General features: G+C 43.8%; 29 protein-coding genes. 16 read left to right on the forward strand and 13 right to left on the reverse strand.

The genetic code is table 11. The annotated features are described in order from the left end of the window. The first annotated feature begins 139 nt into the window (after window positions 1-139). Genes ACYVFD_RS04715 through trxA form a run of 3 tightly spaced genes read left to right on the forward strand, consistent with a single transcriptional unit; the run spans window position 140 to window position 900 of the window. Window positions 140-388, forward strand: coding sequence for a hypothetical protein (locus tag ACYVFD_RS04715; protein ID WP_461088617.1), 249 nt, complete (start codon window positions 140-142; stop codon window positions 386-388). Beyond that, window positions 372-605: a hypothetical protein gene (locus ACYVFD_RS04720; RefSeq protein WP_461088618.1), complete on the forward strand. Its 234-nt coding sequence runs from the start codon at window positions 372-374 to the stop codon at window positions 603-605. Before ACYVFD_RS04715 ends, ACYVFD_RS04720 begins: the two co-directional genes overlap by 17 nt. Further along, window positions 577-900, forward strand: a complete 324-nt coding sequence (gene trxA / locus ACYVFD_RS04725; protein WP_461088619.1) for a thioredoxin — start codon at window positions 577-579, stop codon at window positions 898-900. The genes ACYVFD_RS04720 and trxA overlap by 29 nt, the downstream gene beginning before the upstream one ends. 424 nt (window positions 901-1,324) lie before the next feature. On the opposite strand, the gene ACYVFD_RS04730 is transcribed toward trxA, so the two are convergent. After that, entirely contained in the window at window positions 1,325-2,656 is a 1,332-nt protein-coding gene (locus ACYVFD_RS04730) for a chloride channel protein (protein ID WP_461088620.1), read from the reverse strand. A 133-nt stretch (window positions 2,657-2,789) separates the two neighbouring features. On the opposite strand from ACYVFD_RS04730, the gene ACYVFD_RS04735 reads away from it, so the two are divergent. Beyond that, window positions 2,790-4,202: an MBL fold metallo-hydrolase gene (locus tag ACYVFD_RS04735; protein WP_461088621.1), complete on the forward strand. Its 1,413-nt coding sequence runs from the start codon at window positions 2,790-2,792 to the stop codon at window positions 4,200-4,202. A 63-nt stretch (window positions 4,203-4,265) separates the two neighbouring features. After that, window positions 4,266-4,715: an OsmC family protein gene (locus ACYVFD_RS04740; protein ID WP_461088622.1), complete on the forward strand. Its 450-nt coding sequence runs from the start codon at window positions 4,266-4,268 to the stop codon at window positions 4,713-4,715. 113 nt (window positions 4,716-4,828) lie between these two features. Here the strand turns inward: ACYVFD_RS04740 and ACYVFD_RS04745 are convergent, their stop codons facing one another. Next, window positions 4,829-5,134, reverse strand: coding sequence for a rhodanese-like domain-containing protein (locus ACYVFD_RS04745; protein ID WP_461088623.1), 306 nt, complete (start codon window positions 5,132-5,134; stop codon window positions 4,829-4,831). Between the two features lie 109 nt (window positions 5,135-5,243). Continuing rightward, window positions 5,244-6,071, reverse strand: coding sequence for a universal stress protein (locus ACYVFD_RS04750; RefSeq protein WP_461088624.1), 828 nt, complete (start codon window positions 6,069-6,071; stop codon window positions 5,244-5,246). Between the two features lie 197 nt (window positions 6,072-6,268). Here ACYVFD_RS04750 and ACYVFD_RS04755 point away from each other — a divergent pair, with 197 nt between their 5' ends. The 5 genes from ACYVFD_RS04755 to ACYVFD_RS04775 all read left to right on the forward strand — a co-directional run bounded on the left by ACYVFD_RS04755 (window position 6,269) and on the right by ACYVFD_RS04775 (window position 9,492). Continuing rightward, window positions 6,269-6,703, forward strand: a complete 435-nt coding sequence (locus ACYVFD_RS04755) for a pyridoxamine 5'-phosphate oxidase family protein (RefSeq protein ID WP_461088625.1) — start codon at window positions 6,269-6,271, stop codon at window positions 6,701-6,703. 24 nt (window positions 6,704-6,727) lie between these two features. Then, window positions 6,728-7,237 carry a hypothetical protein gene (locus ACYVFD_RS04760; RefSeq protein WP_461088626.1) on the forward strand — a complete coding sequence of 170 codons (510 nt, stop codon included), beginning with the start codon at window positions 6,728-6,730 and terminating at the stop codon, window positions 7,235-7,237. A gap of 165 nt (window positions 7,238-7,402) precedes the next feature. Beyond that, window positions 7,403-8,176 (forward strand): LOG family protein, encoded by a 774-nt coding sequence (locus tag ACYVFD_RS04765; protein ID WP_461088627.1) that lies wholly within the window; start codon window positions 7,403-7,405, stop codon window positions 8,174-8,176. 37 nt (window positions 8,177-8,213) lie between these two features. After that, window positions 8,214-9,089, forward strand: coding sequence for a universal stress protein (locus ACYVFD_RS04770; RefSeq protein WP_461088628.1), 876 nt, complete (start codon window positions 8,214-8,216; stop codon window positions 9,087-9,089). A gap of 7 nt (window positions 9,090-9,096) precedes the next feature. Further along, complete coding sequence (locus tag ACYVFD_RS04775) at window positions 9,097-9,492, forward strand: hypothetical protein (protein WP_461088629.1); 396 nt, start codon at window positions 9,097-9,099, stop codon at window positions 9,490-9,492. 122 nt (window positions 9,493-9,614) lie between these two features. Here ACYVFD_RS04775 and ACYVFD_RS04780 read toward each other — a convergent pair whose 3' ends face one another. Together ACYVFD_RS04780 and ACYVFD_RS04785 are read right to left on the reverse strand one after the other, a co-directional pair. Further along, complete coding sequence (locus ACYVFD_RS04780) at window positions 9,615-10,607, reverse strand: 2-hydroxyacid dehydrogenase (protein WP_461088630.1); 993 nt, start codon at window positions 10,605-10,607, stop codon at window positions 9,615-9,617. A 26-nt stretch (window positions 10,608-10,633) separates the two neighbouring features. Continuing rightward, window positions 10,634-11,452 carry a universal stress protein gene (locus ACYVFD_RS04785; protein ID WP_461088631.1) on the reverse strand — a complete coding sequence of 273 codons (819 nt, stop codon included), beginning with the start codon at window positions 11,450-11,452 and terminating at the stop codon, window positions 10,634-10,636. A gap of 352 nt (window positions 11,453-11,804) precedes the next feature. Here ACYVFD_RS04785 and ACYVFD_RS04790 point away from each other — a divergent pair, with 352 nt between their 5' ends. Next, window positions 11,805-12,122, forward strand: coding sequence for a DUF3244 domain-containing protein (locus tag ACYVFD_RS04790; RefSeq protein WP_461088632.1), 318 nt, complete (start codon window positions 11,805-11,807; stop codon window positions 12,120-12,122). Window positions 12,123-12,207: 85 nt separating this feature from the next. Here ACYVFD_RS04790 and ACYVFD_RS04795 read toward each other — a convergent pair whose 3' ends face one another. Next, entirely contained in the window at window positions 12,208-12,759 is a 552-nt protein-coding gene (locus ACYVFD_RS04795; RefSeq protein ID WP_461088633.1) for an RNA polymerase sigma factor, read from the reverse strand. Window positions 12,760-13,247: 488 nt separating this feature from the next. Between ACYVFD_RS04795 and ACYVFD_RS04800 the strand changes: the two genes are divergently transcribed. Then, window positions 13,248-13,655, forward strand: coding sequence for a hypothetical protein (locus ACYVFD_RS04800; protein WP_461088634.1), 408 nt, complete (start codon window positions 13,248-13,250; stop codon window positions 13,653-13,655). A gap of 81 nt (window positions 13,656-13,736) precedes the next feature. On the opposite strand, the gene ACYVFD_RS04805 is transcribed toward ACYVFD_RS04800, so the two are convergent. From ACYVFD_RS04805 to ACYVFD_RS04825, 5 genes are read right to left on the reverse strand one after another with little or no spacing between them, the layout of a single operon-like run. Next, window positions 13,737-15,407 (reverse strand): ATP-binding protein, encoded by a 1,671-nt coding sequence (locus ACYVFD_RS04805; RefSeq protein ID WP_461088635.1) that lies wholly within the window; start codon window positions 15,405-15,407, stop codon window positions 13,737-13,739. Then, window positions 15,391-16,425, reverse strand: a complete 1,035-nt coding sequence (locus ACYVFD_RS04810) for an anti-sigma regulatory factor (RefSeq protein WP_461088636.1) — start codon at window positions 16,423-16,425, stop codon at window positions 15,391-15,393. The genes ACYVFD_RS04805 and ACYVFD_RS04810 overlap by 17 nt, the downstream gene beginning before the upstream one ends. After that, complete coding sequence (locus ACYVFD_RS04815) at window positions 16,418-16,831, reverse strand: anti-sigma regulatory factor (RefSeq protein ID WP_461088637.1); 414 nt, start codon at window positions 16,829-16,831, stop codon at window positions 16,418-16,420. Before ACYVFD_RS04815 ends, ACYVFD_RS04810 begins: the two co-directional genes overlap by 8 nt. Continuing rightward, a complete protein-coding gene (locus ACYVFD_RS04820) occupies window positions 16,812-17,210 on the reverse strand; it encodes an STAS domain-containing protein (protein ID WP_461088638.1) in 399 nt (132 codons plus the stop codon). The genes ACYVFD_RS04815 and ACYVFD_RS04820 overlap by 20 nt, the downstream gene beginning before the upstream one ends. A gap of 12 nt (window positions 17,211-17,222) precedes the next feature. Continuing rightward, window positions 17,223-18,089 (reverse strand): STAS domain-containing protein, encoded by an 867-nt coding sequence (locus ACYVFD_RS04825; RefSeq protein ID WP_461088639.1) that lies wholly within the window; start codon window positions 18,087-18,089, stop codon window positions 17,223-17,225. A 719-nt stretch (window positions 18,090-18,808) separates the two neighbouring features. Between ACYVFD_RS04825 and ACYVFD_RS04830 the strand changes: the two genes are divergently transcribed. The 4 genes from ACYVFD_RS04830 to ACYVFD_RS04845 are packed head-to-tail and all read left to right on the forward strand — an operon-like array spanning window position 18,809 to window position 23,796. Next, window positions 18,809-19,699 carry a phosphoribosyltransferase-like protein gene (locus ACYVFD_RS04830; RefSeq protein ID WP_461088640.1) on the forward strand — a complete coding sequence of 297 codons (891 nt, stop codon included), beginning with the start codon at window positions 18,809-18,811 and terminating at the stop codon, window positions 19,697-19,699. Between the two features lie 5 nt (window positions 19,700-19,704). Continuing rightward, window positions 19,705-21,693: an ORC-CDC6 family AAA ATPase gene (locus ACYVFD_RS04835; protein WP_461088641.1), complete on the forward strand. Its 1,989-nt coding sequence runs from the start codon at window positions 19,705-19,707 to the stop codon at window positions 21,691-21,693. Window positions 21,694-21,697: 4 nt separating this feature from the next. After that, complete coding sequence (locus tag ACYVFD_RS04840; protein WP_461088642.1) at window positions 21,698-22,624, forward strand: hypothetical protein; 927 nt, start codon at window positions 21,698-21,700, stop codon at window positions 22,622-22,624. Window positions 22,625-22,629: 5 nt separating this feature from the next. Then, window positions 22,630-23,796, forward strand: coding sequence for an HsdM family class I SAM-dependent methyltransferase (locus tag ACYVFD_RS04845; RefSeq protein WP_461088643.1), 1,167 nt, complete (start codon window positions 22,630-22,632; stop codon window positions 23,794-23,796). Window positions 23,797-23,814: 18 nt separating this feature from the next. Here the strand turns inward: ACYVFD_RS04845 and ACYVFD_RS04850 are convergent, their stop codons facing one another. Next, a complete protein-coding gene (locus ACYVFD_RS04850; protein WP_461088644.1) occupies window positions 23,815-24,909 on the reverse strand; it encodes an ATP-grasp domain-containing protein in 1,095 nt (364 codons plus the stop codon). 484 nt (window positions 24,910-25,393) lie between these two features. Beyond that, a complete protein-coding gene (locus tag ACYVFD_RS04855; protein WP_461088645.1) occupies window positions 25,394-26,188 on the reverse strand; it encodes a DNA-primase RepB domain-containing protein in 795 nt (264 codons plus the stop codon). Window positions 26,189-26,222: the final 34 nt, after the last annotated feature.

Consider the following 26,222-nt stretch of genomic DNA (forward strand, 5'->3'; position numbering starts at 1 on the left):
TTAGGTTTATGTTCAGCCAAGTTGGTACAGGTATAGTTAAAAGGCGTACTGATCAAGTATTCGATGTATTCCTGCTTAGCTATCATGCTGTGAAGTTGCCATTTTTACTCTTTAAGCGAAAGTCCTATAATCAAATCGTATGGAAACCTTATTGAAAAACTGGGATGTGATGCGGATTGTCCGGTTAGTAGCCGGAAGCCTCATTATCTGGAGTGCCATTACCGACCATCAGCCTCTGCTTGGCCTTATGGGCGGTATACTGCTGCTGCAAAGCCTGCTAAACGTGGGCTGTGGAGTGGCTGGCTGCGGCCTTCCCCGACAAATGCACACGACCAAAGTCAATTCTGCCGAAACCCCGGACGAAATACCGTATGAAGAAGTACGTTAACCGATGGCAATGGATCGGTGCTTTGCTGGGTGCTGTGGGTGGGTTCGTGTACTGGCGCGAGGTCGGTTGCCTGACTGGTCATTGCCCCATTCAGTCGCACTGGCAGTCCATGACCATCTGGGGTGCAACCACCGGCTTTTTGCTGGGCGACATGCTTCATCAACTCGGTCAAAAACTAATGAACATCGATGGAAACCCACAAAAAAGAAACGTTTAACGACATTATCAGGGGCAATACGCCCGTACTGGTGGATTTCTCAGCCGAATGGTGCGGTCCCTGTAAGATGATGGTCCCAATACTGAAAGAGTTTGCCGGGCACATGGGCGATCGGGTTCGTATCCTGAAAATCGACGTCGATCAAAGTCCAGCCGTTGCCAGTGCGTACCGGATTCAGGGTGTACCGACGCTGATTCTGTTTCAAAAAGGACAGATCGTTTGGCGGCAATCGGGTGTTGTGCAGGCTCGGCAACTGGAATACGTAGTGAATCAACTCGAAACAAATCATGCATAACCAGGCGTTTGTGAATGCGCGAAGGAGCGTACCATAACGGCGGCTGATGGCCCGAAAAAAGTAATTATTACCTACCTTTCTTAACCTAAACGAAGACGACGCCACGGGATTAGCCTGTGGCGTTCGTGTTGATATTGATAACGAATGAGCCAATACGCGAAGAAAGGTCCTGTGTGACTATTGTTACGGAGTTTGCCCTTTCAGAGTTGGACTTTTGCCTGCACTTCATTATTCGGTAGGAAGTCGCCCAGGGGCAAAGTCCATCGGATTGTTTTTCAGTTTGTTTCGCCCGATGAAGATTCTCAGCAAGCGCTGATCAGTTTGTGGAAACGGTTTCCGTGGCCATCATCGAACTGATTCTGAAACAGGAGCAGGGCTGAGCCTATATCACAAAGCCGGTTTGTAAAGGTCTGTAAGGTTAGTTTTAGCGATTCATACGAAAACGCTGGACTATCTTTTTTAACCAGTCTGGCAGATGAACCCGCCACCGGATTACTGGAGAAGCTATTGCGTTGAACTCCTGGCCTGTTTTGGTCGGTATTGCACTGGATTTGGGTACGGTAAGCACCTGTGACGCATACAGACTACGATGACCGGACATCAGAAAGCTAATAACGCAGGATACGGCGGCATAAGGAGCAACTTCGGCCCCAAACAGTTCGATCGCTAAGATACTACAGGCAATGGGCGTATTAGCTGCTCCTGCCAGCAGACTGACAAAACCAATGGCAGCAAATGTTGAGTGGTCGGCACCAACCAGATCGGCGTAGAAACTGCCCGCCGTGGCTCCGATGAATAAAGTAGGCGTAATAATACTGCCACTCCGGCTGATGCTCAGGGTAATAACGGTAAAGAGCGCTTTCAGCAGAAACGTGTAAGGTCTGACCGGATGCCCTTCAATGGCATTTTCCATCAAGTTCAGCCCCAGCCCCAGGTAATCGCGGGAAAATAAAAGCGTCAGCCCGACCAGTGCCATACCACCTAATAGCCCTTTCCACGGACGCCAGATCGGAATGGAACTTACTGCCGACGTACTGGACTGGATAGCCCGGATCAGCCCGTAGGCACATAGCCCAAAGATGATACCTCCACCCAGCAGTTGCAGAAAGAAACCCCGCCCAAAAGCTGGAACGAACTGAAGCGGGTAGTAAAAAAAGGTGACGCCCAACGCCGAAGAAATCTGATACGCCGTGATAGAGGCCACGAAAGCAGGCAGCAGCACATCGTAAAGAATAACCCCAGCGGCCAGCACCTCAATGCCAAACAACGCACCCGCCACGGGCGCACCGAATACGCAGGAGAAACCGGCACAAAAGCCACATAATGCCATTTTTCGGCGGTCGATATCGTCGACCCGGAATAGATTGGCGCAGAGGCTACCCAGACCCGCCCCGATCTGGGCACAGGGACTCTCTTTACCCGCCGAGCCACCCGTAGCCAGAATCAGAATGACGTTGATGACTTTGGTGGGGACGAAACTTGCTTCCATTTTACCAAAATTTCGGTTGATGGCCGCAATCAGGGCATCGGTACCGACGTGCTGCTTCAAGACGAACTGACTGAGCAGGTTAGCCACAAAAAAACTGAGGGGGAGCCAGTAAAACACATGCTGGTAGTGGTTGCTTTGCTCAATCACATAATGAATGAACAGGATAAAACCCGATGCGGCCAAACCGGTCAGACAGCCGATCAGTACCGACAGAATGACCCATTTAAGGACACTAAACAACAGGACCAGTTCTTCATGAATGCGCATGGTCATTTAACCCGTTAATGGCTTAGGTGTTAGAACAAGCTGACGATAATCATGTGGTCTTTGTAACATACATCACAGAAGCGGCCTCGTCTTTCAGCCAATTTTGATGTACCCATTTAATCGTCAAAACACCATGAACGTAGAGCAAATTTATACCGGCTGTCTGGCTGAGGCTGCATATTACATTGAGAGTGAAGGCGAAGCTGCCATCATTGATCCACTTCGCGAAACAAAGCCCTATATCGAGCGGGTGTCTGCTACTGGCACCACGATTAAGTACATTTTTGAAACCCATTTCCATGCCGACTTCGTATCGGGGCACCTCGATCTGTCGGCCAAGACTGGCGCTACCATCGTATTCGGCCCAACGGCACAGCCCGGCTATACGGCGCATGTGGCAAAAGATGGCGAAGAGTTCCCGTTGGGCAAGGTGAAAATCCGGGTGTTGCACACGCCAGGGCATACAATGGAGTCGTCGACGTTTCTACTGATTGACGAAAACGGCAAAGAAACCGCCATCTTCACGGGCGACACCTTGTTCATTGGCGATGTCGGTCGCCCCGATCTGGCCGTGAAGACCGACCTGACCCGCGAAGACCTGGCCGGTTATCTGTACGACAGCCTGCATACGAAAATCTTACCCTTGCCTGACGATGTGATCGTTTACCCAGGACATGGAGCTGGTTCGGCCTGTGGCAAAAACATGAGTAAGGAAACGACCGACACGCTGGGCAATCAGAAACGATTCAACTACGCCCTACGCGCCCGCTCGAAAGAGGAGTTTGTGAAAGAAGTTACTACCGGGCTGATGCCACCTCCGCAGTACTTTCCAAAAAATGCGGTACTCAACAAAATGGGTTATGAGCGAGTCGATGATGTGATCCAGCAGGGAACTCAAGTACTGTCGCCAGCCGCATTCGAAGCTGCTGCCAATGAAGTTGGGGCTTTGATGCTGGATGTGCGTACGGCCCAGGAGTTTGCGAAAGGTTTTATTCCTAACTCGATCAATATTGGTCTGGAAGGGCAGTTTGCCGGTTGGGTCGGTACGCTGGTGCCTGATCTGAAACAACCCATCTTACTCATTACACCCGAATGGAAAGCCGAAGAGGCTGTTTTGCGACTGGCCCGTGTTGGTTACGATAATTGCCTTGGTTACTTGCAGGGTGGATTTACTGCCTGGCAGTCAGAAGGCTGTGAAGTCGATACGGTTACATCCATTTCGGCCGAAACCTTTGCCGAACGCTATGAACAGAACCCCGACTTACCTGTGCTTGACGTCCGACGCAAGAGCGAGTTCGATTCAGAGCATATTGTAGGTGCCGAGAACCTGCCGCTGGATTATCTGAACGACAACATGGCCCTGATCGACCGCAGCAAAACCTATTTCGTTCACTGTGCCGGTGGTTATCGTTCGATGGTGGCCATCTCGATCCTGAAAGCGCGAGGATTTACGAATCTGATCGACGTAGCGGGTGGGTTTGCGGCTATCAAAAAAGCAGGTAGACTCCCGCTGACCGATTACGTTTGCCCGACAACACTTCTCTGATACATCTCTCATAACCGTGAGCCTGTTGTATAAGGCAGGCTTACTTTTCCTCTATTTATCCTTATGGAAGCACATGAATACAACGTAAACCTCGACTGGCAGTATGCTCGTCTGGGTCGACTCAGTTCGCACGATTTGAACGAAACGATTGAAGTAGCGACTCCCCCCGAATTTCCAAAGGGAATGCCGGGAGTATGGTCGCCCGAGCATCTACTGATAGCGGCCGTTTCAAGCTGTTTTATGACAACGTTTCTGGCCGTTGCCGAAAATTCAAAATTGAACTTTGAGGACTTTAGCTGCCGGGCCATTGGCGTGCTTGGAAATGTAGATAATAAGTTAATGATCAGTGAGATTAAACTATTTCCAAGTGTACTGCTGAATCATGAGGGCGATACAGACAAAGCCCAGCGTGTGCTTCAAAAGACGGAGCAAGCCTGCCTGGTCACCAACTCGGTTAAGTCGAGAGTGACGATGGAGCCCAGGGTTCATATTTCGATTCAGGTATATGATTAAGAGTTGAGTATATTGCTTTACTAACCGCGAGGGGTCCATAGACGCAAAGAATAAGATTTATACTTCTTTGCGTCTATGGACCCCTCGCGGTTTACCAAAATTCAATACATAGGCTATTTCAAATTACGCCAGCTACCGGCATCATGTAGATTGGTTACGCCATGACTGGTTAAGATCGATTTGGCGCGGGCACTACGCATGCCCGAAGCGCAGCAAAGCACAATCGGTTTCTGATAGCTTTTGATCTTATTCAGTTTGGTTTCAAGCTGGTCCAGCGGGATATTTACGGCTCCCTGCGCATGGCCTCCGGCAAACTCGCCAGGCGATCGAACATCAATAATGACAGCGCCCTGTTCTAAGGCTTCCTGAAGCGGAGCATTGCCCGAACCGCCAAATACCGATTTCAATAAATTTATCATTGTCATGGATTGCTTTAGTTGATGGTATAAATTTCGCCTATACCAAAATACCCCTACGTGACATTTATCACGTAGGAGTATTTTGGTATGTTTTTCAATGCTTAACAACTCAGATGCGCATAACCAGAACGGGTCTTTTTGAATGATTCAGCACATCTTCGGCTACGCTGCCTGATAGCAAATGCCGAAGCCCTTTGTAGCCGTGGGTAAACAAAACGACCAGATCGGCATTGACCTCGTCGGCATAGCTGATAATGCCATCAGGAATGTTTCGGGCCTGCCGAACGGCGAAGTCGAATTCGGAAATGTGCTGTGAACGGGCGAATTCACTTACCCAGTCATGTACGCCCTCCGGCACGTGGTTATCCAGGGGTGTCGTCACGTACAGAAACTGATGCAATCCCTGTTTTCCCATCTGAAATGGGTAGTGCTGAACAACTTTGAGCCGATCATCCATATCGATCCCACAAACGATCGTTTCAGGCTGGAACTGGGCAATTGGCTCTTTCACGACCAGTACCGGGCATTTAGCGTATCGGACGATGGCTTCGGCATTGGAGCCAATCAGCCACTCTTCCAGTCCGGTTGTGCCTTCCGATGTCATCACAATCAGGTCGGCCGACTGCTCGGTAATGTTATGAACCAGACCTTCACCATTGGTTAGTAAGACAGGAACAATGGTAACACCTGTATAGGTTTCGTTGGCAGCTAGCCGCGCCAGTATGGTTCGGGCTTCCTGCTCAATTTCCTGACATTCTTCCAGGGTTCGGTTTACCGCAATGGTTGCCGCTTCGGCATAAGCGGGTACTGGTAGCGGGTATACAACGGAATGGACAAGCTGTATCGTAGATCCGTAGGTTCGGGCAATGTCGACGGCCACTGACAGAGCAATGTCTGTTTCTGAGCTTAAATCGGAGGGGACAACAATCGTGTTCATGCTCGTTGGTTGTTTAGAGTATAGCCCAAAACAACTTGATTGTGAGCGTATTTGCCCTGACGATTGATGCGTAATGCGCTGATTTTCATCACTGACAAAAATCACTCGTTTGCCTGACCAGGCTCTGCCAGTTCTGCTCATGAAGCGCGTAGCTTTGATTAGCCTAAACTCGTTGGGCGATCTAACTACTGGTAGCCATGTTACGTGATTTATCTCCGGAAGTAACAGATTTTGTCTTGCGTAATCAGTTCTTTGGACGTATTGGTTGCTACGCAGATGGACAGGTATTGGTCTTGCCGGTTGCTTACCTCTATGATGGACAGGCGATCTATGGACAAACGCGGGAAGGGACAAAAACCCGCTTGCTTCGGCAAAATCCGAATGTATGTTTTGAAGTCGATGAAATGAGCAGCCCCACCTGTTGGCGAAGTGTAGTTGTGCAGGGCGTGTATGAGGAGTTGGCAGGCGACGAACGGATGTTTGTATTACAGCGTCTAGGACCCGGCCGGGAGGCTCCTCGTATGCAGGTAGCTGAGGCTGTCGCTGAGCCGGTTATCGAAAAACCCATGGTTGTGTATCGCATTCGGATTTTGAGCAAAACGGGGCGTAGTGAGACGAAAGAGTGGAGTTGACAATCTTTTTTAATCTATACGATTATGGAAGCGCTGGAGGCACTGGATACCACAATTATTATTACATACGTAGTTGTCAATTTACTATCGATAGTACAGTTGATAGCCAGCTTTCGATGGCCGTTGGCTGCCCGGATCGGCTTCTTTATACTCTTTCTGGGAGCCGCTATTATCAATACCCGTACGGGCCTGGAGACACCCTGGCTTTATCAGGACTTTGCTGATTATTCCATTCCGCTTTATCGGCAATTTATTCTTGGTTCTTTCGAAACCATTATCACACCCATGGTGCAAAGCATAGCCGTCGGCCAATTACTTATTGCCGCATCGATGTTTATGGAAGGAATTTGGTTTAGGCTAGGCTGCCTGGGCGGTATAATTTTCTGCCTGGCTATTACGCCACTGGGGATTGCGGCTGCTTTTCCATCGACCTTATTGATGACTCTGGCTTTTTACCAGCTTTATCGCCGGGGCAACGACCGTCTGGAGCGAAAGGAAGTAGAGCGAAAATCATTGGTTTTGCCTTTTAACTAAGGCATACGTTTATAGGTTGCCGGTATCACTGGCTCGACCATAATGGCCACTAAACTGATTACTCTCACGAAGAGGACTGATGGCCGACAGGAGTAGGGCAGAACATCTGACCTATGTTTGTTATGGATTTGCTGCCAGTATATTAATCTGGCTAATCCTCTCAAAATGACCACAATCGATACTCCGTCTATCGCTCATTCGGGCCAGCATCGTATCCGCCCGCTGCTGACAGATGCGCTCACCCAGGCACTCGACGGGCCTAAAGATCGACGGTCGGAGCTTCGGTTTATTCTACAGGTTGGTTGGCAGTTTTTGAAGGGTTTACGGACATTACACTTTGTGGGTCCATGCGTCACGGTATTTGGGTCGGCACGCTTTCAGGAAGATCATCCGTATTATAAACTGGCCCGTCAGGTTGGTCGTGCTATCCGGGATCTGGGCTTTACGGTTATGACGGGTGGCGGGCCGGGATTGATGGAAGCGGCTAATCGGGGAGCTTATGAAGCCGGTGGGCGTTCGGTCGGGTGCAACATTCGACTGCCCTTCGAGCAACGTCCCAATCCGTATCTGCATACTGGCGTCACCATCGATTTCTTCTTTGTGCGGAAAGTTTTACTGCTGAAGTATTCCTATGCTTTTGTCGTGATGGCCGGTGGCTGGGGAACGATGGATGAATTATTTGAGACGCTGACACTCGTGCAAACGGGCGTTATTCATCAGTTTCCGGTGGTGCTGATGGGGCGCGATTATTACCAGCCGTTGATGGATTATATGCAGGATATGCTTCTGGCGGGAACCATTAGCCAGAAAGATCTCCAATACGTTTGCCTGACCGACGATGTCACAGAAGCGCAGCAACACATTCAAAACTACGTTCAGCAGAATTATAAGGTCATTAAACGACGAAAGCCATTGTGGTGGTTGCTGGAGCGTGTATAGATGGAATCGAGTCTTTCTTAGTCAACCCTGACGTATCATGTATAAAATCCTCTTATTGACTGACTTTTCGGCGGCATCTCAGCATGCAATTGCCTATACGCAGGCTCTTTTCAGTGATACAGCCGCCGATTTCTGCTTTCTGTATGCTTGCCCGATTGAGCCCGATATGGAATATGCCGGTGCAACGCTCCTGGCCGAACGCTGGAAGATGGCCGAAAAACTACTCAAACAGCTTCGGTCCGAAATGACCCGTCAACCAGAGCCTGCTTACCATACCTACCGAACAATGGCTGTGATGGGCTCACCAGCCGGTATCGTAAATCAATTGCTCGTGAAGGAACACTACGATCTGGTGGTGCTGGGAGCAGCCGGTTCGGGATGGAGCGAGCTATTGGGTAGTGTGGCGACCGGTCTGGTTCGGGATGCCAAAACCAATGTGCTGGTTGTGCCCACTTCGGCTCCGATTCGCCCCCTTGAACAGATCGTTTTAGCAACGGACTACCGATCGGTCAACGATGCTCATTCGTTACGCCTGGTAAACGATCTGGCAAGTCGGAAAGAAGCGGACCTGACCGTGTTGACGATTGAAAACCCAGATAATTCGAGAGCTCGTACCTCAGAATTAGGTCGTCAATATATACTGGATGCGTTTCAGGAAGTACAAACGGATACGTATACCATCTACGACGACAACGTCCTGCATGGCATCAAGTCATACCTGAAAACGCATAAGGTTGATATGCTGGTTATGCTGCCACATCATAAGAGTTTGTTCGATGTCATCCGCCATAAGAGTGTGAGCCGCTCGATAGCCTACCAGCCTTCCGTGCCACTGCTGACTCTTTATGATGCGCCATTGCGTAACCTGCGATCAACATTCGATAAGATACCATTTGCCACTTACCTTGACTAACATACGTATGAAACCCGAAAAATACCACCAACTTACCGACGTGAATCTGCTGCATCGTATCTGGCGCAGCGAATTGGAGTTATCCCTACAGGAGGTGAATTTCTGGGAAGACTTGCTTGGGACCTTAAACGAAAACATGGACCCAACAAGTACACCCACCGACACCTGGCAAACGGAGCTTAGCCAACTCCATCATTTCCGCCGACTCATCAAGCGATTGCTGAATGATATTCAGGAGACTAGCGAACAAGTAGCCTTAGGCGTACGCTTCGATCAGGTGCTGGATAAGGAGACACGGCTCAATCAGCAGTACTTACGCGAAGAAATGGACAGTTTTCACGGTGATTTTCGTGTATTCAAGCATGAAATTCGCCAGTACATATCGGCTCAGCCTGCATTTTAAAAGCTAATAGTTCGCACGAACCCTACTACGATTTACACCGTGGTAGGGTTCTTTATTGTCAGAAAACTAAAAACCAGTTCAGGAAGCCCGAACTGGTTTCTCCACTCATACACTAGTTTATATTAACCAACTACAACATTATTTAGTGGGTGTGCCTGCTCCGAATGGGTTAGATTGTTGATGGTAGCTTGTGCGATCTGTGAAAGTGCTTCCGCTGTGAAGAAGCCCTGGTGAGATGTCACCAGTACATTTGGTAAATGCGTCAATGTATTGAGCTCGGCGTCCGGCAAGGGCTCTTCGGACCAATCAGCAAAAAAGAAGTTATCCTCCAGTTCGTACACATCTATGCCCAGAGCACCTAAATGGCCGGCTTGTAAGGCAGTCAGGACGGCCGACGTATCCAGTAAGCCACCCCGGCTGGTATTGAGCAGATACGCTCCCTGTTTCATATGGCTTAGCGTATCGGTATTAATCAGATGATGTGTTTCAGGAGTTAACGGACAATGCAGCGATACCACATCGGATGCGGATAATAGCTCGGGCAGCGGCCTGTATTCAACACCTAGTTGTTGCAAGACTGCCGAACGCACTTGATCATAAGCGATTACGTGGCAACCAAATCCAAGCATGATGCGGGCAAATGCAACACCAATTTTACCCGTGCCAACTATACCAACGCGCTTTCCGTACAGGTCGAAGCCTAACAGGCCATCGAGTGTAAAGTTATTTTTTCGGGTACGCTGATACGCCAGATGGGTTTTTCGATTTAAGGCCATCAGCAGCGCTACGGTGTGCTCAGCTACCGAATGAGGAGAGTAGGTTGGTACCCGCAACACACGAATACCTAATTGCCGGGCTGCTTCTATATCGACCTGGTTATAACCCGTGCAGCGCAACGCTACCAGTTTGATGCCTAAATCGGCCAGACGCTGAAGGGTGGGCGCGTTGAGTTGGTCATGCACGAACACACATATGGCATCATGCCTGGCCGCCAAAAACGCTGTTTCTGGTGAGAGTTTTTGACGGATAAATGTGAACTGATGGTGCGTTGACTGATTGGCCGCTTCCAGAAACGGAAGTTCGTAAGGCTGGTAACTAAAAAAGGCGATTTTCATGCTTCTTGGACAGGAATGAGTACTGTTTACACAATAGCCAGTAAAGGCAGGTCAGTCAGGCGGGCCATGCGTTGGGTTTCGCCTTCAGTGAAAAGATGCCAGAACCAGCTTCGACTTTGTGGAAGCATCATGATCAGGTCGGCTTTATTCGTATGGGAAAAGTCCAGTAACGTGTTGTACACTTCATGGCCAGCCACAATGCTGAGCGTATGAGGTTGCTGAATGAGCAACCGTCGAATCAGCTCCGCTCGTTCTTTAACCTGTGGGTCGTCGGGTGTTTCGCTGATGCAAAGCACATTGATTACACTACCGAATTGCCGGGCAAACGTAAGGGCCGTTTCCAGAGCAATGGCATTGGGCGGTACGGCAAGGTCGATGCTTAAGACACTATTTTTTAGTCCGGCATAGGTGATACCTGGTGGAACCAGCAGCAAGGGTACTTCGGTTTCGGCCACCATACTGGTTGCAATACTGCCCATTAACTGAGCACTCTGAGGAGCGGTACCCACCGTCGACATAATCAGTAAATCGGCATACTGAGCCTTGGTAAACTGACGGATTGCATTCATCGTATGACCTTCCTTGGCTACGTACTCAACCGGGGTATCAAGGGCCAGGTCCGTTTCGAGTTCTTGAGCCAGGTGTTTCAACGCTTTTTCAATAGTTTCCTGCATGGCGTTTACCGACAACGGAAAATCGCCTTCTTTGGCCGGATTGTCGGGCCAGAGGTGAAAAGCATGGAAAAGGATCAGCCGCGCCTTTTGGTCGTTAGCCAGCTTAGCGGCAAAGTAAGCAGCCTGTTTGGCGTTGGCAGAGAAGTCGGTAGCAAGAACAATCGTTTTCATAAGCGAAGTAGGATAAAAGGGCGTTTAGCGGACTAACTGGCCAGACCCTTATCCGTGTTGAATGACACCGTAAAACAACGGCTATTCGGTAACTGCGCTCATGATAGCAATCAGACCATCAGGTGATTTTTGTAAGCGACCCGTCCGATTGCCATTTATCGGCTATTTTCTACAACTTATTGATTGATTTCGACGCTTCATCAGGTCTTGCTTTCGCGTAGGCCTACCGACCTGCTACTTTTGTCAACAGAACAAGTAAACAACACATTCAAAGACACTTAACACAACTACTACCATGTTAACACTAATGAGCAAAGTCGCAGTATCTATCTTAGTAAGTGCTTCGACCTTAATGAATCCTACCACACCTAAAGAACTCTCTTTCGATGCGAGTGCTTACGTAACGGCCAATCATGAAATTCGGGTAGCCGTTCAGAAATCAGCTACTACCTCCGTGGTTGTGCTGCTGAAGAATAAAAACAACCAGGTAATTTATGAGCAGAGCATTGGCAAGAAAGAAGAGAAGTACGCTGTGAAGTTGAACGTAGACGAATTGGCCGACGGCGAGTACGAGCTGGAGATTAAATCCAGCGAGGGCAGCATCCGTAAGCAGGTGAATTTGTCAACTCAACCCGTTCAGCAAGCAAGCCGTACAATTGCAATGCAATAAGAGTAGGGAGAGGAGTAAACCAACAAAGCCCGGTGATGCCGGGCTTTGTTGGTTTATATGCTATTAGAATGTTGAATCAATAACGTTAAAGCCCTGACTGTGTATCACAAATTGCCTGAACACGCTCCCGGCTTCGCTTCAGCCGCATCTTAACGGCACTGGGTTTAATCTGGTATAACTGAGCGATGTCATCAATGGTCATACCGTCCTCGTACTTTAAACGCAGTAATGTGCGTTCCTCTTCGGTTAACCGATCCATGGCAATCCGCATTACCTGTAGGACCTCTTCATGAAGTTGCGCATCAATATAGTCGGCCTGAGTTTCCTGCAAATAGACGGTCAGGTCTGTTGTTGGGATTCGCTTGGCCAGTCGGAGCTGATCAGCGCAATAATTATAAGCGATAGCATAGAGCCAGGTAGAAAAGCTGGAGCGTTGCTGGAAAGCTTCCAATTTGTGAAATGCTTTCAGGAAAATGTCATGGGTAAAGTCCTGAGCTTGCTCAGAGTCGTTGGTCATCGACAAACACTGCTGGTAAACCTTTCCTACATAGCGGTTATAGAGTGCTTCGAAACACTGGTTAGGCTGCTGGGGCAAGTAGTGGCGAATCATTTCTTCGTCACTTAGTGTAACGGTCATGGATATTAAGTAACAACAAGTTTAGGTTATATCTTCAAATTTAATTAAATATTTTATTATTGATCGTTACGCTCTGAATATCAGCCTGTAAAAGCGAATGAATCTATTAAACGGTGTATATACATCTAATATATACTGATAAGTATTTATTAGATGTAACTTACAATATTGGATAAGTTAGTTTTGTAAGGGTAGCTAACAGATAAGCCTTCTGCCAAGTTTTGAAGAATCAGTCATCCTCGACATAGTAGTTAATAGATTGCTTTTTATGGATTAGTATCATATATAAATAAATGTTATAATTTACATTTAATCAATTGTTAACCAACTGAGTAGCTAACGGTCAGTCCATATATAGCTTAAAAAAATTATTTATAATTATTCTCTATTGTATCCATATAGTAAAAGTAATAGCGCTAAATGGCTTATAAGTGTACTTTTGTTTAAGTTTTTACTGTAAAACACCCCATAACATTAAACAAGTTTGTATGGAAGATGAGTCGTCAACTGATGGCTTCTTTTTAAATAAAGCAGAGTATAAGCATGTGCTAATGAACTGGCTATTGGTTGTTGCTGATCTTCACTCGAATCATAATCGACTGGTTAAGCACCTTAAAGCCTACGATGCACAGCAGAAGTCGTCTGAAAAATCAAGAACATGGATAGGCCAGTGTCCAATCGGCCAGCTAATTACGCTATTGAATGCAATACAGCAGGAACTGGAGAAATTGCTGGTAGATATTGACCTGTGCGATGAGCCAGATTCTAATCCTCATAAAGGCCACTATCTGAAATTAGTGAGTCACACACGTATGATTAAAAGCCTGAATCAGGAGGCTAATACGATGCTGAAACTGGCAGGTTTGCCGTCTTTACGGCCTAAGGAAGACCAGTAATAAGAGCGAAGTACAAATGGCGTAAAAGTCTGCCATAAGTGGTTGGTAATCATAATTTTATAAATGGGTTCCCGCGCAGCATTACTGGCTGGGCAGGTATAATTTGAACGTTGCTCCCTGACCTGGATGGCTGGTGGCTGTAATGGCTCCGCCGTGGTTTTGGGCAACTTTCTCACAAATAGCAAGCCCTACGCCGGTTCCAGCAAATTCGTTTTTGCCATGCAGTCGTTGAAAGACCTGAAAGATGCGGTCTAAATATTTTTCGTCGAAGCCGATGCCGTTATCCGTCACACTAATGCAGGTGTAAAAGGTAGATTGACGGGCTGGCTTGATGAAGTCGGGTAAATCGGCTGGCTGAATTTTATGGGCAAATACATGAATTTTCGGACTGGTATCTTTTTGCCTGAATTTCAGCGAATTGCTCAACAGGTTTTGAAATAATTGAGTAAGCTGAGCAACATCGGCTTCAACTACAGGTAGGTCGTCCACAATAATTTCGGCCATCGACTCCTCCACGCTCACTGATAAGTTTTCCAGAGCTGCATTAATTATCTGATTAAGAGGGATTTCGATGGGCTTATCCTGACGAGTCGATAGACGAGAGTAGGTGAGCAGATCTTTTATCAGTATCGACATGCGAGCGGCTGCTGATTGCATCCGGTCCAGGTACAGCACGTCTTCACTCGACAACGTTGTACTACGTGTTTTAACCAGATCACCAAACTGTTGTATTTTCCGGAGTGGCTCCTGTAAATCGTGGCTGGCTATATAGGCAAACTGACTAAGTTTGGCGTTACTCAGATTAAGCTCTTTGATGGTCGTTTCCAGCTTCTGTTGCGATTGCTCCAGCTCTTCTTTGGCGTGGGTTAGCTCTTCCTTTTCCTGAAGCGTTTGACCAACAATCTTCTGTGCATTAATATTGACTAAAAAGCCTGTCCAGGCATTTACTTTTCCCAGCTCATTCGTGACCGGTTGAGTCGAAAACAAATGCCATAAATACGTCTGGGAAGTTTTTTCTTTTAGCCGGAATTCACACTGGAAAGGCAGATGCTGGGTTGCCTGCTCAGTCCACAATTTCCAGAAAGACGAGTAATCGTCAGGATGAATGACATCCGCCCATTTACTTTGGTTAAGCCCCTGTATTGATCGGCCCGTAAATTCAGTTACCCAGTCATTGGCATACAAGAGCTGCCCCATCTGATTGGCCGTAAAAATCATCAGCGGCAGGGAATTTGTTACATCTTTATAATGCTGCTCGCTGGTTTTCAGCCGCTGGGAGAGCTCCTGCAACTGCTCGTTTTTGCGTTTTATCTCATCATAAGCCGATAAGGGCTGGTCGGCCATAAACTGCAAACGCCAATCCTGGATACGCTCAGCGCTAATCTTGCGGGTGATGGGCAGACTATAATACAACGTAATCTTACTTTCGCGGCCGCTATTGCTGATTTCGAGCTTTTCGACCAGGCGTTGGGCATATTGCAACCCCTGGTGAAGCGGATTGGCTACGGTAAGGGTTTTGTCTTCAACAATAGCAATAAGTGCCTGATTGCGCTGATAGTTGGTTGCTCCTAAAATCAGGACTGGATCCGTACCATGTTCCATGGTGTACCGCGCTACCTCAGACACGGCGGTGGCAAAGGTCGTTTGGGCGGCCAGCGATAATCCAGCCAACTCGGCTAATTTCATAGCCCGTTTGTGGGCCAGAATCAGGTCCATCTCGTTGTCGAGCAATACTTTAGCTAATTCCTCCATAGTTAGCCTGCATACGCCCGATAAACAAGGATGCATCATCCGTTTGCCGGGTATAATCTTTATAGATGGCCGCTGCCAGAACCGTCAGGTCGTAGCGATGAATTAAAGGATATTTGTTGGCGTCCCATCGGGATTGAATCCCATCGGAACACATAATGAGTAGCTGTCCTGGTTCAAGGGGGAGCAGGTGGTCGTTCATGGTATTAGGCAGGTTCATGCCAATTATGCCATTGTACGACAGCAGGTTTTTGCTGGTTAGGCCCCCGCTGAGTCGGGTCGAAATGTTACCCACTCCGCACCAGTTCCACCGATGATTCAGCACATCATATACAACCACTGAACCCACCAAGCCGCGCGTTTTATTTACGGAGCGGTGTAAAAAACGAATGATTTCTGAGGGTCGATGATCGACACAGATCCGAAACGCATTAATGGCAGCCTGAACGGCATTATACGCTTCGGGGCCATGACCTAGTCCATCGCCCAGCAACAACTTGATGTACCCTTCAGTCTTTTTAACATAAATGCCATCGCCACACATCATTTCGCCCGGTTTGGCGACTAGTAACGATCGAAACTCAAACCTAGAGGCCGTAGTCTGATTAGTTAATGGGTTCTTGAAAAGCCTAACCAGTAGGATGGTTCCCCAACCTTTTATTGAATACAGTTGTGACTGATCAGATAGTCGTTTTATTGAGCCCAATCCATGCCCAAGTGTATTCGTAGTTGACACGCCATCCTGCATCATCTTAGCTGGATCGGCCATTCCAGGGCCATTGTCAATACTGATAATTTCCAGACCCGAATTAGTTCCAAGCTGAAAGTGCCGAACCAGCAACTCACCACCTCCTGCATGTTTGATCAAGTTGGTGGTAAGCTCGGCTACAATCAGATCAATTTCGCTCAGCCGTTGCGTTGTAAACCCTACCAGTGTGGCGAGTTGGTAGATCCCTTTTTTGATGCTCGACAAATAGCTTCGGTCAATTGCCTGAAAACGTATATGGGGGGAATTATCCATTCTTCCACTTTAAAATAGTCACTGTAGTGCCTTGTCCCACAACGCTTTGTATTGAAAAGTCATTAACCAGGCGCTTCGTTCCCGGTAGGCCTAAACCCAGGCTTTTGCCGGTTGAGTAACCATCCTGCATAGCCAGACTGATGTCGGCGATGCCCGGCCCTTTGTCGGAAAATGTCAATCGTATGCCTGTTTCACGTCCCCGACTCACCACTTCAATCAGGACATTACCGGTACCAGCGTATCGAAGCACATTGCGGACCAGTTCGCTGGCGGCCGTAATAAGCTTGGTTTGGTTCACTACGCCCATCCCAATTTTTACCGCTACCTCTTTAACTCGGTTGCGCAGCGGAACCACGTCCTGCTCCCTCGTGATAGCGATGCTGTCTTTACTCAGCGTTATCAGCATCGTCGTCGATTAGTTCATGGTCGGGGCCAATTTTGGTTTGTAGCAGGGCCATCCCCCGTTCCACATCGAGGGCAGTATATACGCCACTTAACGATAATCCCAGTTCGATCAACGTAATTGCTACGGCAGGCTGCATTCCTACCACCACCGTTTCGGCATCGAGAACCCGCGTCATGCTGGCAATATTACCCAGTATGCGGCCCATAAATGAATCGACAATCGACACCGCCGAAATATCGATCAACACACCGCGAGCCCCTGTTTTATGAACCATATTCACCAGATCGGCTTCCAGGTTCAGGGCTAACCGATCATACAAATCGACCTGAATGGTAACCAACAGAAAGGGTCCCATTCGCAGAATTGGTATTTTATCCATCGGCTAGTCAGATTATAGAACTTTCTTTTCGGGTTCCGTTCGCTTAACCACCAGTTTGTTCATAACAAAGGCGTGTTTGAGCGCACTGGCCAACGAAGCTTTAGTAATAATATTTGATAGATCGATACCCAGATGAACGACCGTTTGGGCAATTTCCGGACGAATACCACTGATGATGCAGTCGGCGCCCATCAGCCGGGTGGCGCTCACGGTTTTGATTAAGTGCTGAGCCACCAGCGAGTCGACTGCCGGCACGCCCGATATATCCAGAATGGCGATACTACTTCCGGTATCAACAATTTTCTGGAGCAGGTTTTCCATTACAACCTGCGTTCGTGAGCTGTCCAGCGTACCAATGATCGGGAGGGCAAGAATACCATCCCAAACCTGAATGACTGGAGTAGAAATGTCGCTGATCTCTTCCGTTTGCCGAAAAATGACTTCCTCACGCCCTTTAATAAAGGTTTCGAACGTAATGACACCCAGATTGTCGAGCAGCCGATTAAATTTCAGGCTTATCTCAAAAAGCCGAGCTGGGTCGTTGGCCATTTCTTCCTGAAGCAATTCAAAAATGGCTTCTTTCAGGCTGAAAATATAAAGACCGGTTTCGCGAGGGGAAAAGCCCTGCCTGGCTCTCGACATAGAAATGCCCGACAGGAGTTCGTACACCTCATCGAAGCTTGTGGACTCTGTCTGATCTATATTTTCATCGGTTACATTCTTAACCAGTAGACTAACCAATTCTTCGGATTGAAGGCGAAGTTCGTCATTCGTCATTAAATCATCCCGAAGGCTATCGCTGGCTAATTGTTTCTGAATCCAGGTGTCTAAAAGGCGGGCCTTATTTTTTTTCAGGAATTGAGATACGCTATTGGTCATGAGGTAAATTGATTGTACAACAAACAAATGTAAAAATTATGGGACGATTAATATAAATAATTAGGAAGTGGTTAAGTTACCTAAAGCGTATGGGCAGATTGCAATACTAAGCCTTAATTCCTAATTTATATAAATGATATATTATATAATGATAATAAATTGATTAAAGCGTCATGCATAACTAATCTCTGTACGCTCCATGCGGCTTGCTTTGCTATCCGATGCAACCTAAGCGGCTATTTTCCATCTTAAGGACAATCCATCGACAATCGGATTGAAAGCTGTATACCTACGAAAAGCTATGTGGTTATAGGCCAAACACAATATCCAATCTAAGCAGGATTGAAACAGTGGGTGAGGGTTTGGCGGCTGGTTCCAGACAGGCCAGAAAACAACAAACCCCTAATCGACTGACTGGCAGTGAATTAGGGGTTTTTGTTGTAGCCCGACCAGGATTCTATGTGTTGATTGATAATCAATTAATTAAATATATATTTTAAATGTATGTATCAATTACGTATCATCAAGTCTTTGTTAAGTCCTAGAGGTTGTCGTAGTTTGTAGGATATTACTTAGATGACAATAGATAGTAAATGTTAAAATAGGTTACTTTTTGTGAGAGATTACAAATAAAAATTCCTGAGAATAATGGTAAATGGCATTAAGATTTAATTCTTATATCAGCCATTAGACCTACACACCAATAAAAAAAGTGCTTTATGATTACATTACCTAAAAACTGGCAGACGTACTATAATGCTATAATTGAAAGAAGTAGACGTTTAATTAAATTTAATATTTGGCAAGGAATAACTAGTGAAGAGCTTAGTATATGGCTAAAAAATTTCCATAATGATGAGGAAAAGTTCTTTTCAGCATGTTTGTTAGATTCATTAATATATCGTTCAAAAGCTCAAACGTTATCATTGATATATGATCTATTAAACAGGGTAATACCAAATAAATTATTCTTTAATCAAAAAAAACTTTATGAGAAGGTAGATTTTCCAATGTGCATGAACAAATATGATGATCCATATATTAGATTAGTATCTGTACGGAGGGCTGGTGATCCACCATCTAAAAGTTCCGCTGAGATTCTTAGATATATGAAGAATAAATTTGGTGTAAATTCTAAGTGGATGATCGAAATATCAGAAGTAAAAAAAGAAATTAGTAATGGTGTAGAAGCATTTATATTTATTGATGATTTTTTAGGCACTGGAGAGCAGTTTTGCAAAATGTTTAGTGCAGAATATTCTTCCCTTCTAGATTACTCTTATTTTCTGTATAGCCCTTTAGTCGCTCATGAAAATGGAATAGATGCGATTAATAGACATGTGAAAAATGTTGAAGTTTGCTCGGTTGAATATTTGTCTTCAAAAAATTCATTTTTTGTAAATTATTTTAATGATACTTATAATAAGGAAACTGATGGTAAAAAATTTTACGAAAATATGCTTAATGATCGAGCATTTGCAATATCCAGTAGTGAAATGTATGGATACGGAGATTTAGAACTTTCATATGGTTTTGAACATGGTACACCAGATAATACGCTTCCGGTATTTTCATATTCAGATACAGACTGGAAGCCTCTGATAAAATAATATAAATGATGGCGACCCCTTTAAACACAATTCCATTAAATAGAGCAGAAGAATTAGGATATGATCTGTGGAATTCTTTTGTGATTCCACCATATTATAATATGCTAAACTTAGCTTCTAATAGAAAACCAATAATTATAGTTGGTGGAAGAGGTTGTGGAAAAACAATGCTGCTTCGTTATCTATGCCATGAAACCCAGTTTTCGGAAAAAAGGAGTAATATAAAAGTAGATGATTTGCAAAATATTGGTATATACTGGCGTATAGATACACAATTTGCAAAAATGCTTCGCAAAAGAAATATAGATAATGATATATGGGAGAGAGCATTTGAACACATGGCTGTTTTATTAATTAGTATTGAAATACTTAAAAGCTTAGAAAGTATAGGTAAATCTTCTTTTAAGTTATTAAGTACTGATGATATAAATAATATAGATTTTAGTATATTAAAAGCTTTTAATGGGGATATTCCCTCTGATTTTAGCGGTCTTAAAAGATTCTTGAGATGGCAATTTAATTCATTCCAAGCATGGGCTGGTAATAGTTCGACAAATGTACTGCCAACGTTCTATCTGAAAAGTTTCTTAACTGAATTAATTAAAGAGATAAAAGACCAAAATAAGGCTTTAAGTGATGCTAACTTTTTGGTATATATAGATGAATACGAAAATTTATTAGATGAACAGAAAAAGCTAGTAAATACTTGGTTGAAGCATAGTGAAATGCCATTGATATTCAATCTTGCAATGAAAAGAAACTCATTTCAAGAGAGAAGCACTGTTGGATATGAACGGCTATCTGATATTCATGACTATAGAGAATATGACTTAGAATTGTTGTATAATAAAACTGCTGAATTTAATGTTTTTGCTGCGGAAATACTTTTTTTAAGACTTAGTAAAAACGGGAATAATGACTTACCAATAAATTTGGATCATTTAACTAGCTCTAACAAAAAAACTATAAAGAGTAGGAATTCAGAAATATACAAAAGAAACGTGTTGAACTACGCACGCAAACTGTTTCCTAGTATTAGCCCTTCTGAGTTAGCGAAAGAAGTATTTAAGGATAGTACATTAAAGGAAAGATTAAGGACTATTATTAAATCTGGATTAGAATCTAGAAGAACTACACTGACAGAGTTAGATTTTATTTTGCCTGATTACCCTGAAGCTTCGATAGTCACTGCTAGTTTATTAAATAGAAAAAATTTAAAAGTTAGCGAGATACACAATGAATTGATTAATTATATAAATGGAGTTCCCAATAAATTTAACGGCCAGACAGATTGGATTCATAACAATTTAATTGGATGCATATTATTAATATATGAGCCACTAGGTAGAGTATGTCCAATTTATGCAGGATTTGATTCGTTTTGTCAAATGTCTAATACAAACCTCAGACATTTTTTAGAATTATGTAATAAATCGATAGTAAATGAAATTTGGGATACTGGGAAAGAAATAACTGATTTAGAAAGTATTTCAATTAAACAGCAAAGTGAAGCTGCTAAGCAAGCCAGTATTGGCTTTCTAAAAGAAGTAAAATCTTTTGGAAATACTGGGAATATACTCCATAGTTTTACAATGCGTTTGGGTACTTACTATAGGCTTGTTCAAAAGCGTAATTCACAAAGTGAACCTGAGCAAAATCACTTTATTGTTAAAGATACCATATCAGAAGATGTACAAAAATTCTTAGATGAAGCTGTTAAGTGGTCAGTGTTATATGAGAATCGCTCAACTAAGCATAAGCATAGCGAAGAAACGGTAGCATTTGAGTATATTCTTAATCCTATATATTCGCCTTACTTCCATATAAGCTATAGGAAAAAGAAGCGTTCGGAACTTACCAACAGAGAATTAGAAATTTTTATTTCTGGTGAAGTGGATTTATATGAGGGAATTCTAAAGTATTACTTAAAGAGTTGGTCTATGCACTCACCTGATTCAGGTACTTTAAGTTTGTTTTCCCAAGATTCATTTTAAGAGTATGAAAATAAAGGCTTTATATAGTTCTAATCAGAATTTTTTAAATGATTGGTCATGGGAAGTTGCTTTCGTTGGGTCGTCAATTGATGATAGAGGAAATGTTTCTATAAATTATTTAACTAATAAAGTATCTAAAATTATAACCTTTAATTACAATCCTGATGATATAACTATTGATATATCTGGTGAAATACATGATAAAGATTTATTAGATGACTACCTCAAAGACTTTCTCGATTTGAGACTGATTTTAGATACAACTACTTTAGGAGTTAGTGAATTGTTAATATTATTACAATCATTTAAAAATATTGGTTGTACACATTTATCATTATTATATTTAGAACCAACAAGTTATCGGAAGAAGTACAGCAACAAATTCATAACAGATAGTGATGAAGAAGTTTTATTTCATCGGCGCGATTTTGAGCTCTCAGATGTAGTTCGTGGATTTATAGGAATTCCCGGCCATGCATTATCTATGTCTTCTATATCCAGACATAAAGTTGTTTTTTTATGTGGATTTGAATCACAAAGAGTAGATCAAGCTATAGAAGATTTATATATAGTAACAAATAATTGCTATTGTGTGTTTGGTGTACCAGCATTTACCGCTGGGTGGGAGATGGACGCTTTTGCAAATCATATTGATGTATTAACCAATAGAGGATTGCAAGATATTATATTTTGTTCAGCTACAAATCCGATAGCGACTTATGAAAAGCTTGAACATATTTTTTCTAGTATTGACTCTGATGCATCTTTATTTATAGCTCCTTTGGCTACTAAGCCTATGAGTATAGGGGCGTGTTTATTTTTAGTAGATAAAGAAAAAACTAGAGTTGCAGCTCTTTTTGACCATCCCATAAAGAAAAAAGGCCGAGCTGATGATGTATCTAATTGGAACCTTTATGAGATTGACTTTTAATATATATGTCCCATCCACTAGGCAAATATTATACTGAAAAATTGTTTTCTGAACTGTTGGTTAATAGACTTACTTCTATAAAGCCAGAAACAGTTTTAGATATGGGTTTTGGTTCAGGTGCATTGACAAATGCTGCCTATGAAAAATGGCAAGAAGCCGCTTTTTATGCTATTGAAATCAATCATAATTTGAATAATGTTCCAAATGAAAATTTTAAACTAAATTTATTTCAAGCAGACGTTCTCAATGAAAATATAAGAAGGATAATAAATATTCAATATGGAACATTTGACTTAGCAGTTTGCAATCCACCTTATTTAAAATTAGATAAATCTATTTCATACACAACCTTACTATTACAAGCAAGTTTAACTAAAAGTATAAGCTTACGTTATTATACTTCAGACTTGATATTTTTAGCATATAACTTACTCTTTTTACGTGATGGGGGCGAGTTGGGTATTATATTGCCTGATGGTCTATTGACTTCGCATGAGTTTAAAGTATTTAGAGATGATTTAATTAGTAATTATACTATTAAGAGTATAATACAATTGCCAGATCGGATTTTTGCTAAGACAGAAGCGCAAACGCACGTAATAATTCTCACAAAGGATAAGCCTTATTCTAATATAGTTGAAATGTCAATTGTAAATAAGGAAGGACAGATTGCTGATTCAATCACTGTTTTACAAAGCGGCCTTGGAGAAAGAATGGATTTTCGTTATCAAAAATGGATGAAGGATTATATTAAACCTAAATTTACTTTGTCCGATAAAATTATTGATTTAAAAAGAGGAAACTTAACGAAGAAACAACTTGAAGAATTGTCTTTACCTTACACACATTCAACAAACTTTAAAGATGTTAAGGAGATGATTTTCGATGAAATAGTGACTGATAGTAACTATTCAATTATGACTGCTAGAGAAGGTGATATAATAATGACTAGAGTCGGTAAACGATGCTTAGGAAAAGTAGCTATGGTAAAAAAAGGACATACTTATATAACCGACTGTGTTTACAGAATTAGAGTATCCAATGAAAATTTTTCTACTGTTTGGAATGCACTTCAGGCAGATTATAAGTGTGATTGGTTGTCTGTATTCGCGCATGGAGTTTGTTCGCAAGTCATAAGTAAACATGACTTGTTGAATTACCCACTCTACTAGTAGAGTGGGTAATTCAATTTATATATTTATATCTCTCATTAAACGAGGATATTTCTCTTTTAATCGTTTCTTTTCCTCAATGTACGATATTTCTTTGGCACTCAAATAAGCATATGGGCCTGTTTTCTGCCCCAATATGGCGCTTTTAATACTATTTATTATTCCACTGCTAGCCGAAGTGTTGTTTTTACTTTCCTGATTATCATTTCGTTTTGCTACTTTATTCTCAATGTCTGAGATTAAATCAACAAAGTAGTTATGGCTGGTAATGTTGATAATCTTTGTGCCAGGGTTGCCATTAACTTCAACTACATACGTTTTACCCTCGCTGTCCTTCATTATGTCGACTCCTGCAAATTCGAGCCCAACGGCTTTAGCAGATTTGATACAAATTTCTTTGTCTTCATCTGAGAGTTCTACTTTGCGGCCTGAGCCGTTCTTGCTGATATTAGCTCGGAAATCTCCTTTGTTAGCAGTTCGTTCCATTGCGACTGATACTGTGTCACCGACTACAATTGCTCGTATGTCTTTACCGTTTGCTTTGATGAATTTCTGAATTTTCAAATCAATGTTTGATTTGGAAAAGCTTTCTAACATTGTGTTAGTTGCTAAAGGTGTCTCTAAGATATTCACACCAACCCCTTGTGATCCTTGCAATAGCTTGGCGATGGCAGGTAAACCGTCTACTTTCTTGAGCAAGAAATCAACGTGAACGGGATTCTTGGCATAAATAGTCTTTGGAACACGTAACCCCTTATAGCTTAATTTTTGGGTTGTTTTAAGCTTATTACTGGCTGTTAATAGACCGTCTGCGTCTTGGGTTGAGTAAATGCCCAAATTCTCATTGAGGTGCCTGAGAATGCTTGCGCCATGATTTAAGCTGTCGCCAATACGTGAAATTACAGCATCGTATGAATTGGCCTTAAGTCTCTTTGGCTCTTCTAGTTCCGCATTACCATTATAGACTCTATCATAACCATTCTCGGACTCGGAGACGAACAAATACAAATCATTTGGATTGTAAGATTCATATGTGTGACCGCGTTGCTCAATGGCCTCAATGAGTTTGGCTTGTGGGCCTGTTGCCAATACCAAAAAGTGAAGTTTCTGCATGGTTTTAAGTGTAATAAATGGTGAAAACTGTTTGATCTTTCGTCGGTAAAACTCGTTTTAGAATGTTTCCAGCGATAGGACACAACTCATAGCCTTTGATTGTCGGGAGTTCTTCCGGCACATATTCATAAAATGGGGTGGCGGTCGCCAGTTTCGCTAAAGTGCGGGCAGTTCTTAGTGTGTTCGCCGGAAAAAATAGCCCACTTTTTTAGGTTAATTGATTTACAGTTAGGATATTACCCTTCGTGTAGGCCGGAAAAAGTGTAAAAACGAACTTCTTTTGCCATCAAATCGACCTGCTTTAATTGCTAAATGATTTATGCAACAGTGTTTTGGCGATTAATGCCGCAGAACTGACAACGGGTTTTGATGTTCAGCATGGTAGCAGATAGGAGAGTTAATTTGTGGAATTGTGTAGCTTTTTTACTTTGGCGGTCGCCAAAATTCTGTGTTTACGGTGGGCGATTGGGGTAGGTTGGCTTACTCATATATAGACAGATTGATTTTGTATGGCTCGGTGCGCGTTACGGATGGTGCGGTTTAAATAGCTGTCAACGTGTTTGCCTTTACGGTGGGCTAAATCAGGACTCGTTGACAGTAGATGCTGATAGATTTCGCTATCTGATTTACCTTGCCGGATTAACCCACAGGCAACGCCAAAATCTTGTTCGCTTATACTGCCATTGCTAGGGCTATGGGAGTGGTTTATAGACGCACTAATAGATGGAGTAGGGGTATTTAGCACAGCCCCCCCTTGGGGGTAGAAGTTGGAAAGTCGGTGCTCGAACTTGAGGAGTTTTATAAACGGGTATTTCCCATATTGTTCAATGTATTTCTCTTTCCGGTTATACAGGTCTGGCAAACGTCCAACGTGATCCGGCTCGGCACTGGCTAAATCTGCTCCAAAACGAACGGCCAATTCTTTACAGATTGCTTTAGCCGTTTCTCGGTTTTGTGGTACGTCTTGTAGAATCAACCATGCCTGATAGTTGCCGGGGCTGGTTTCCATCAGCATGCAAGGTTTGAGCTGGGCTAAGTCGGTTAATACATCTCGGTTTAAGTCGTCTAGCAAAACGAACTGATAACCGACAGGCCGACAATAGATATTAAACCCTTGGACATTGTGGTATCTAAAGAAGCCTTTTGCCTTGATTAATTGCTCACGGTTGTAGTTGCCTAATTTGACTTGGCCTGTAACTGGATCCACTAACCGATAATGGTAGGTTTCTACTTTAAACGCTTCCGTATAAAGCTGGATAGGGCAGGTAATTGTATTCATAAAGATTCCATTTTCTACCCCTTTGGGGGGACTG

This window comes from Spirosoma gilvum (assembly GCF_054776815.1).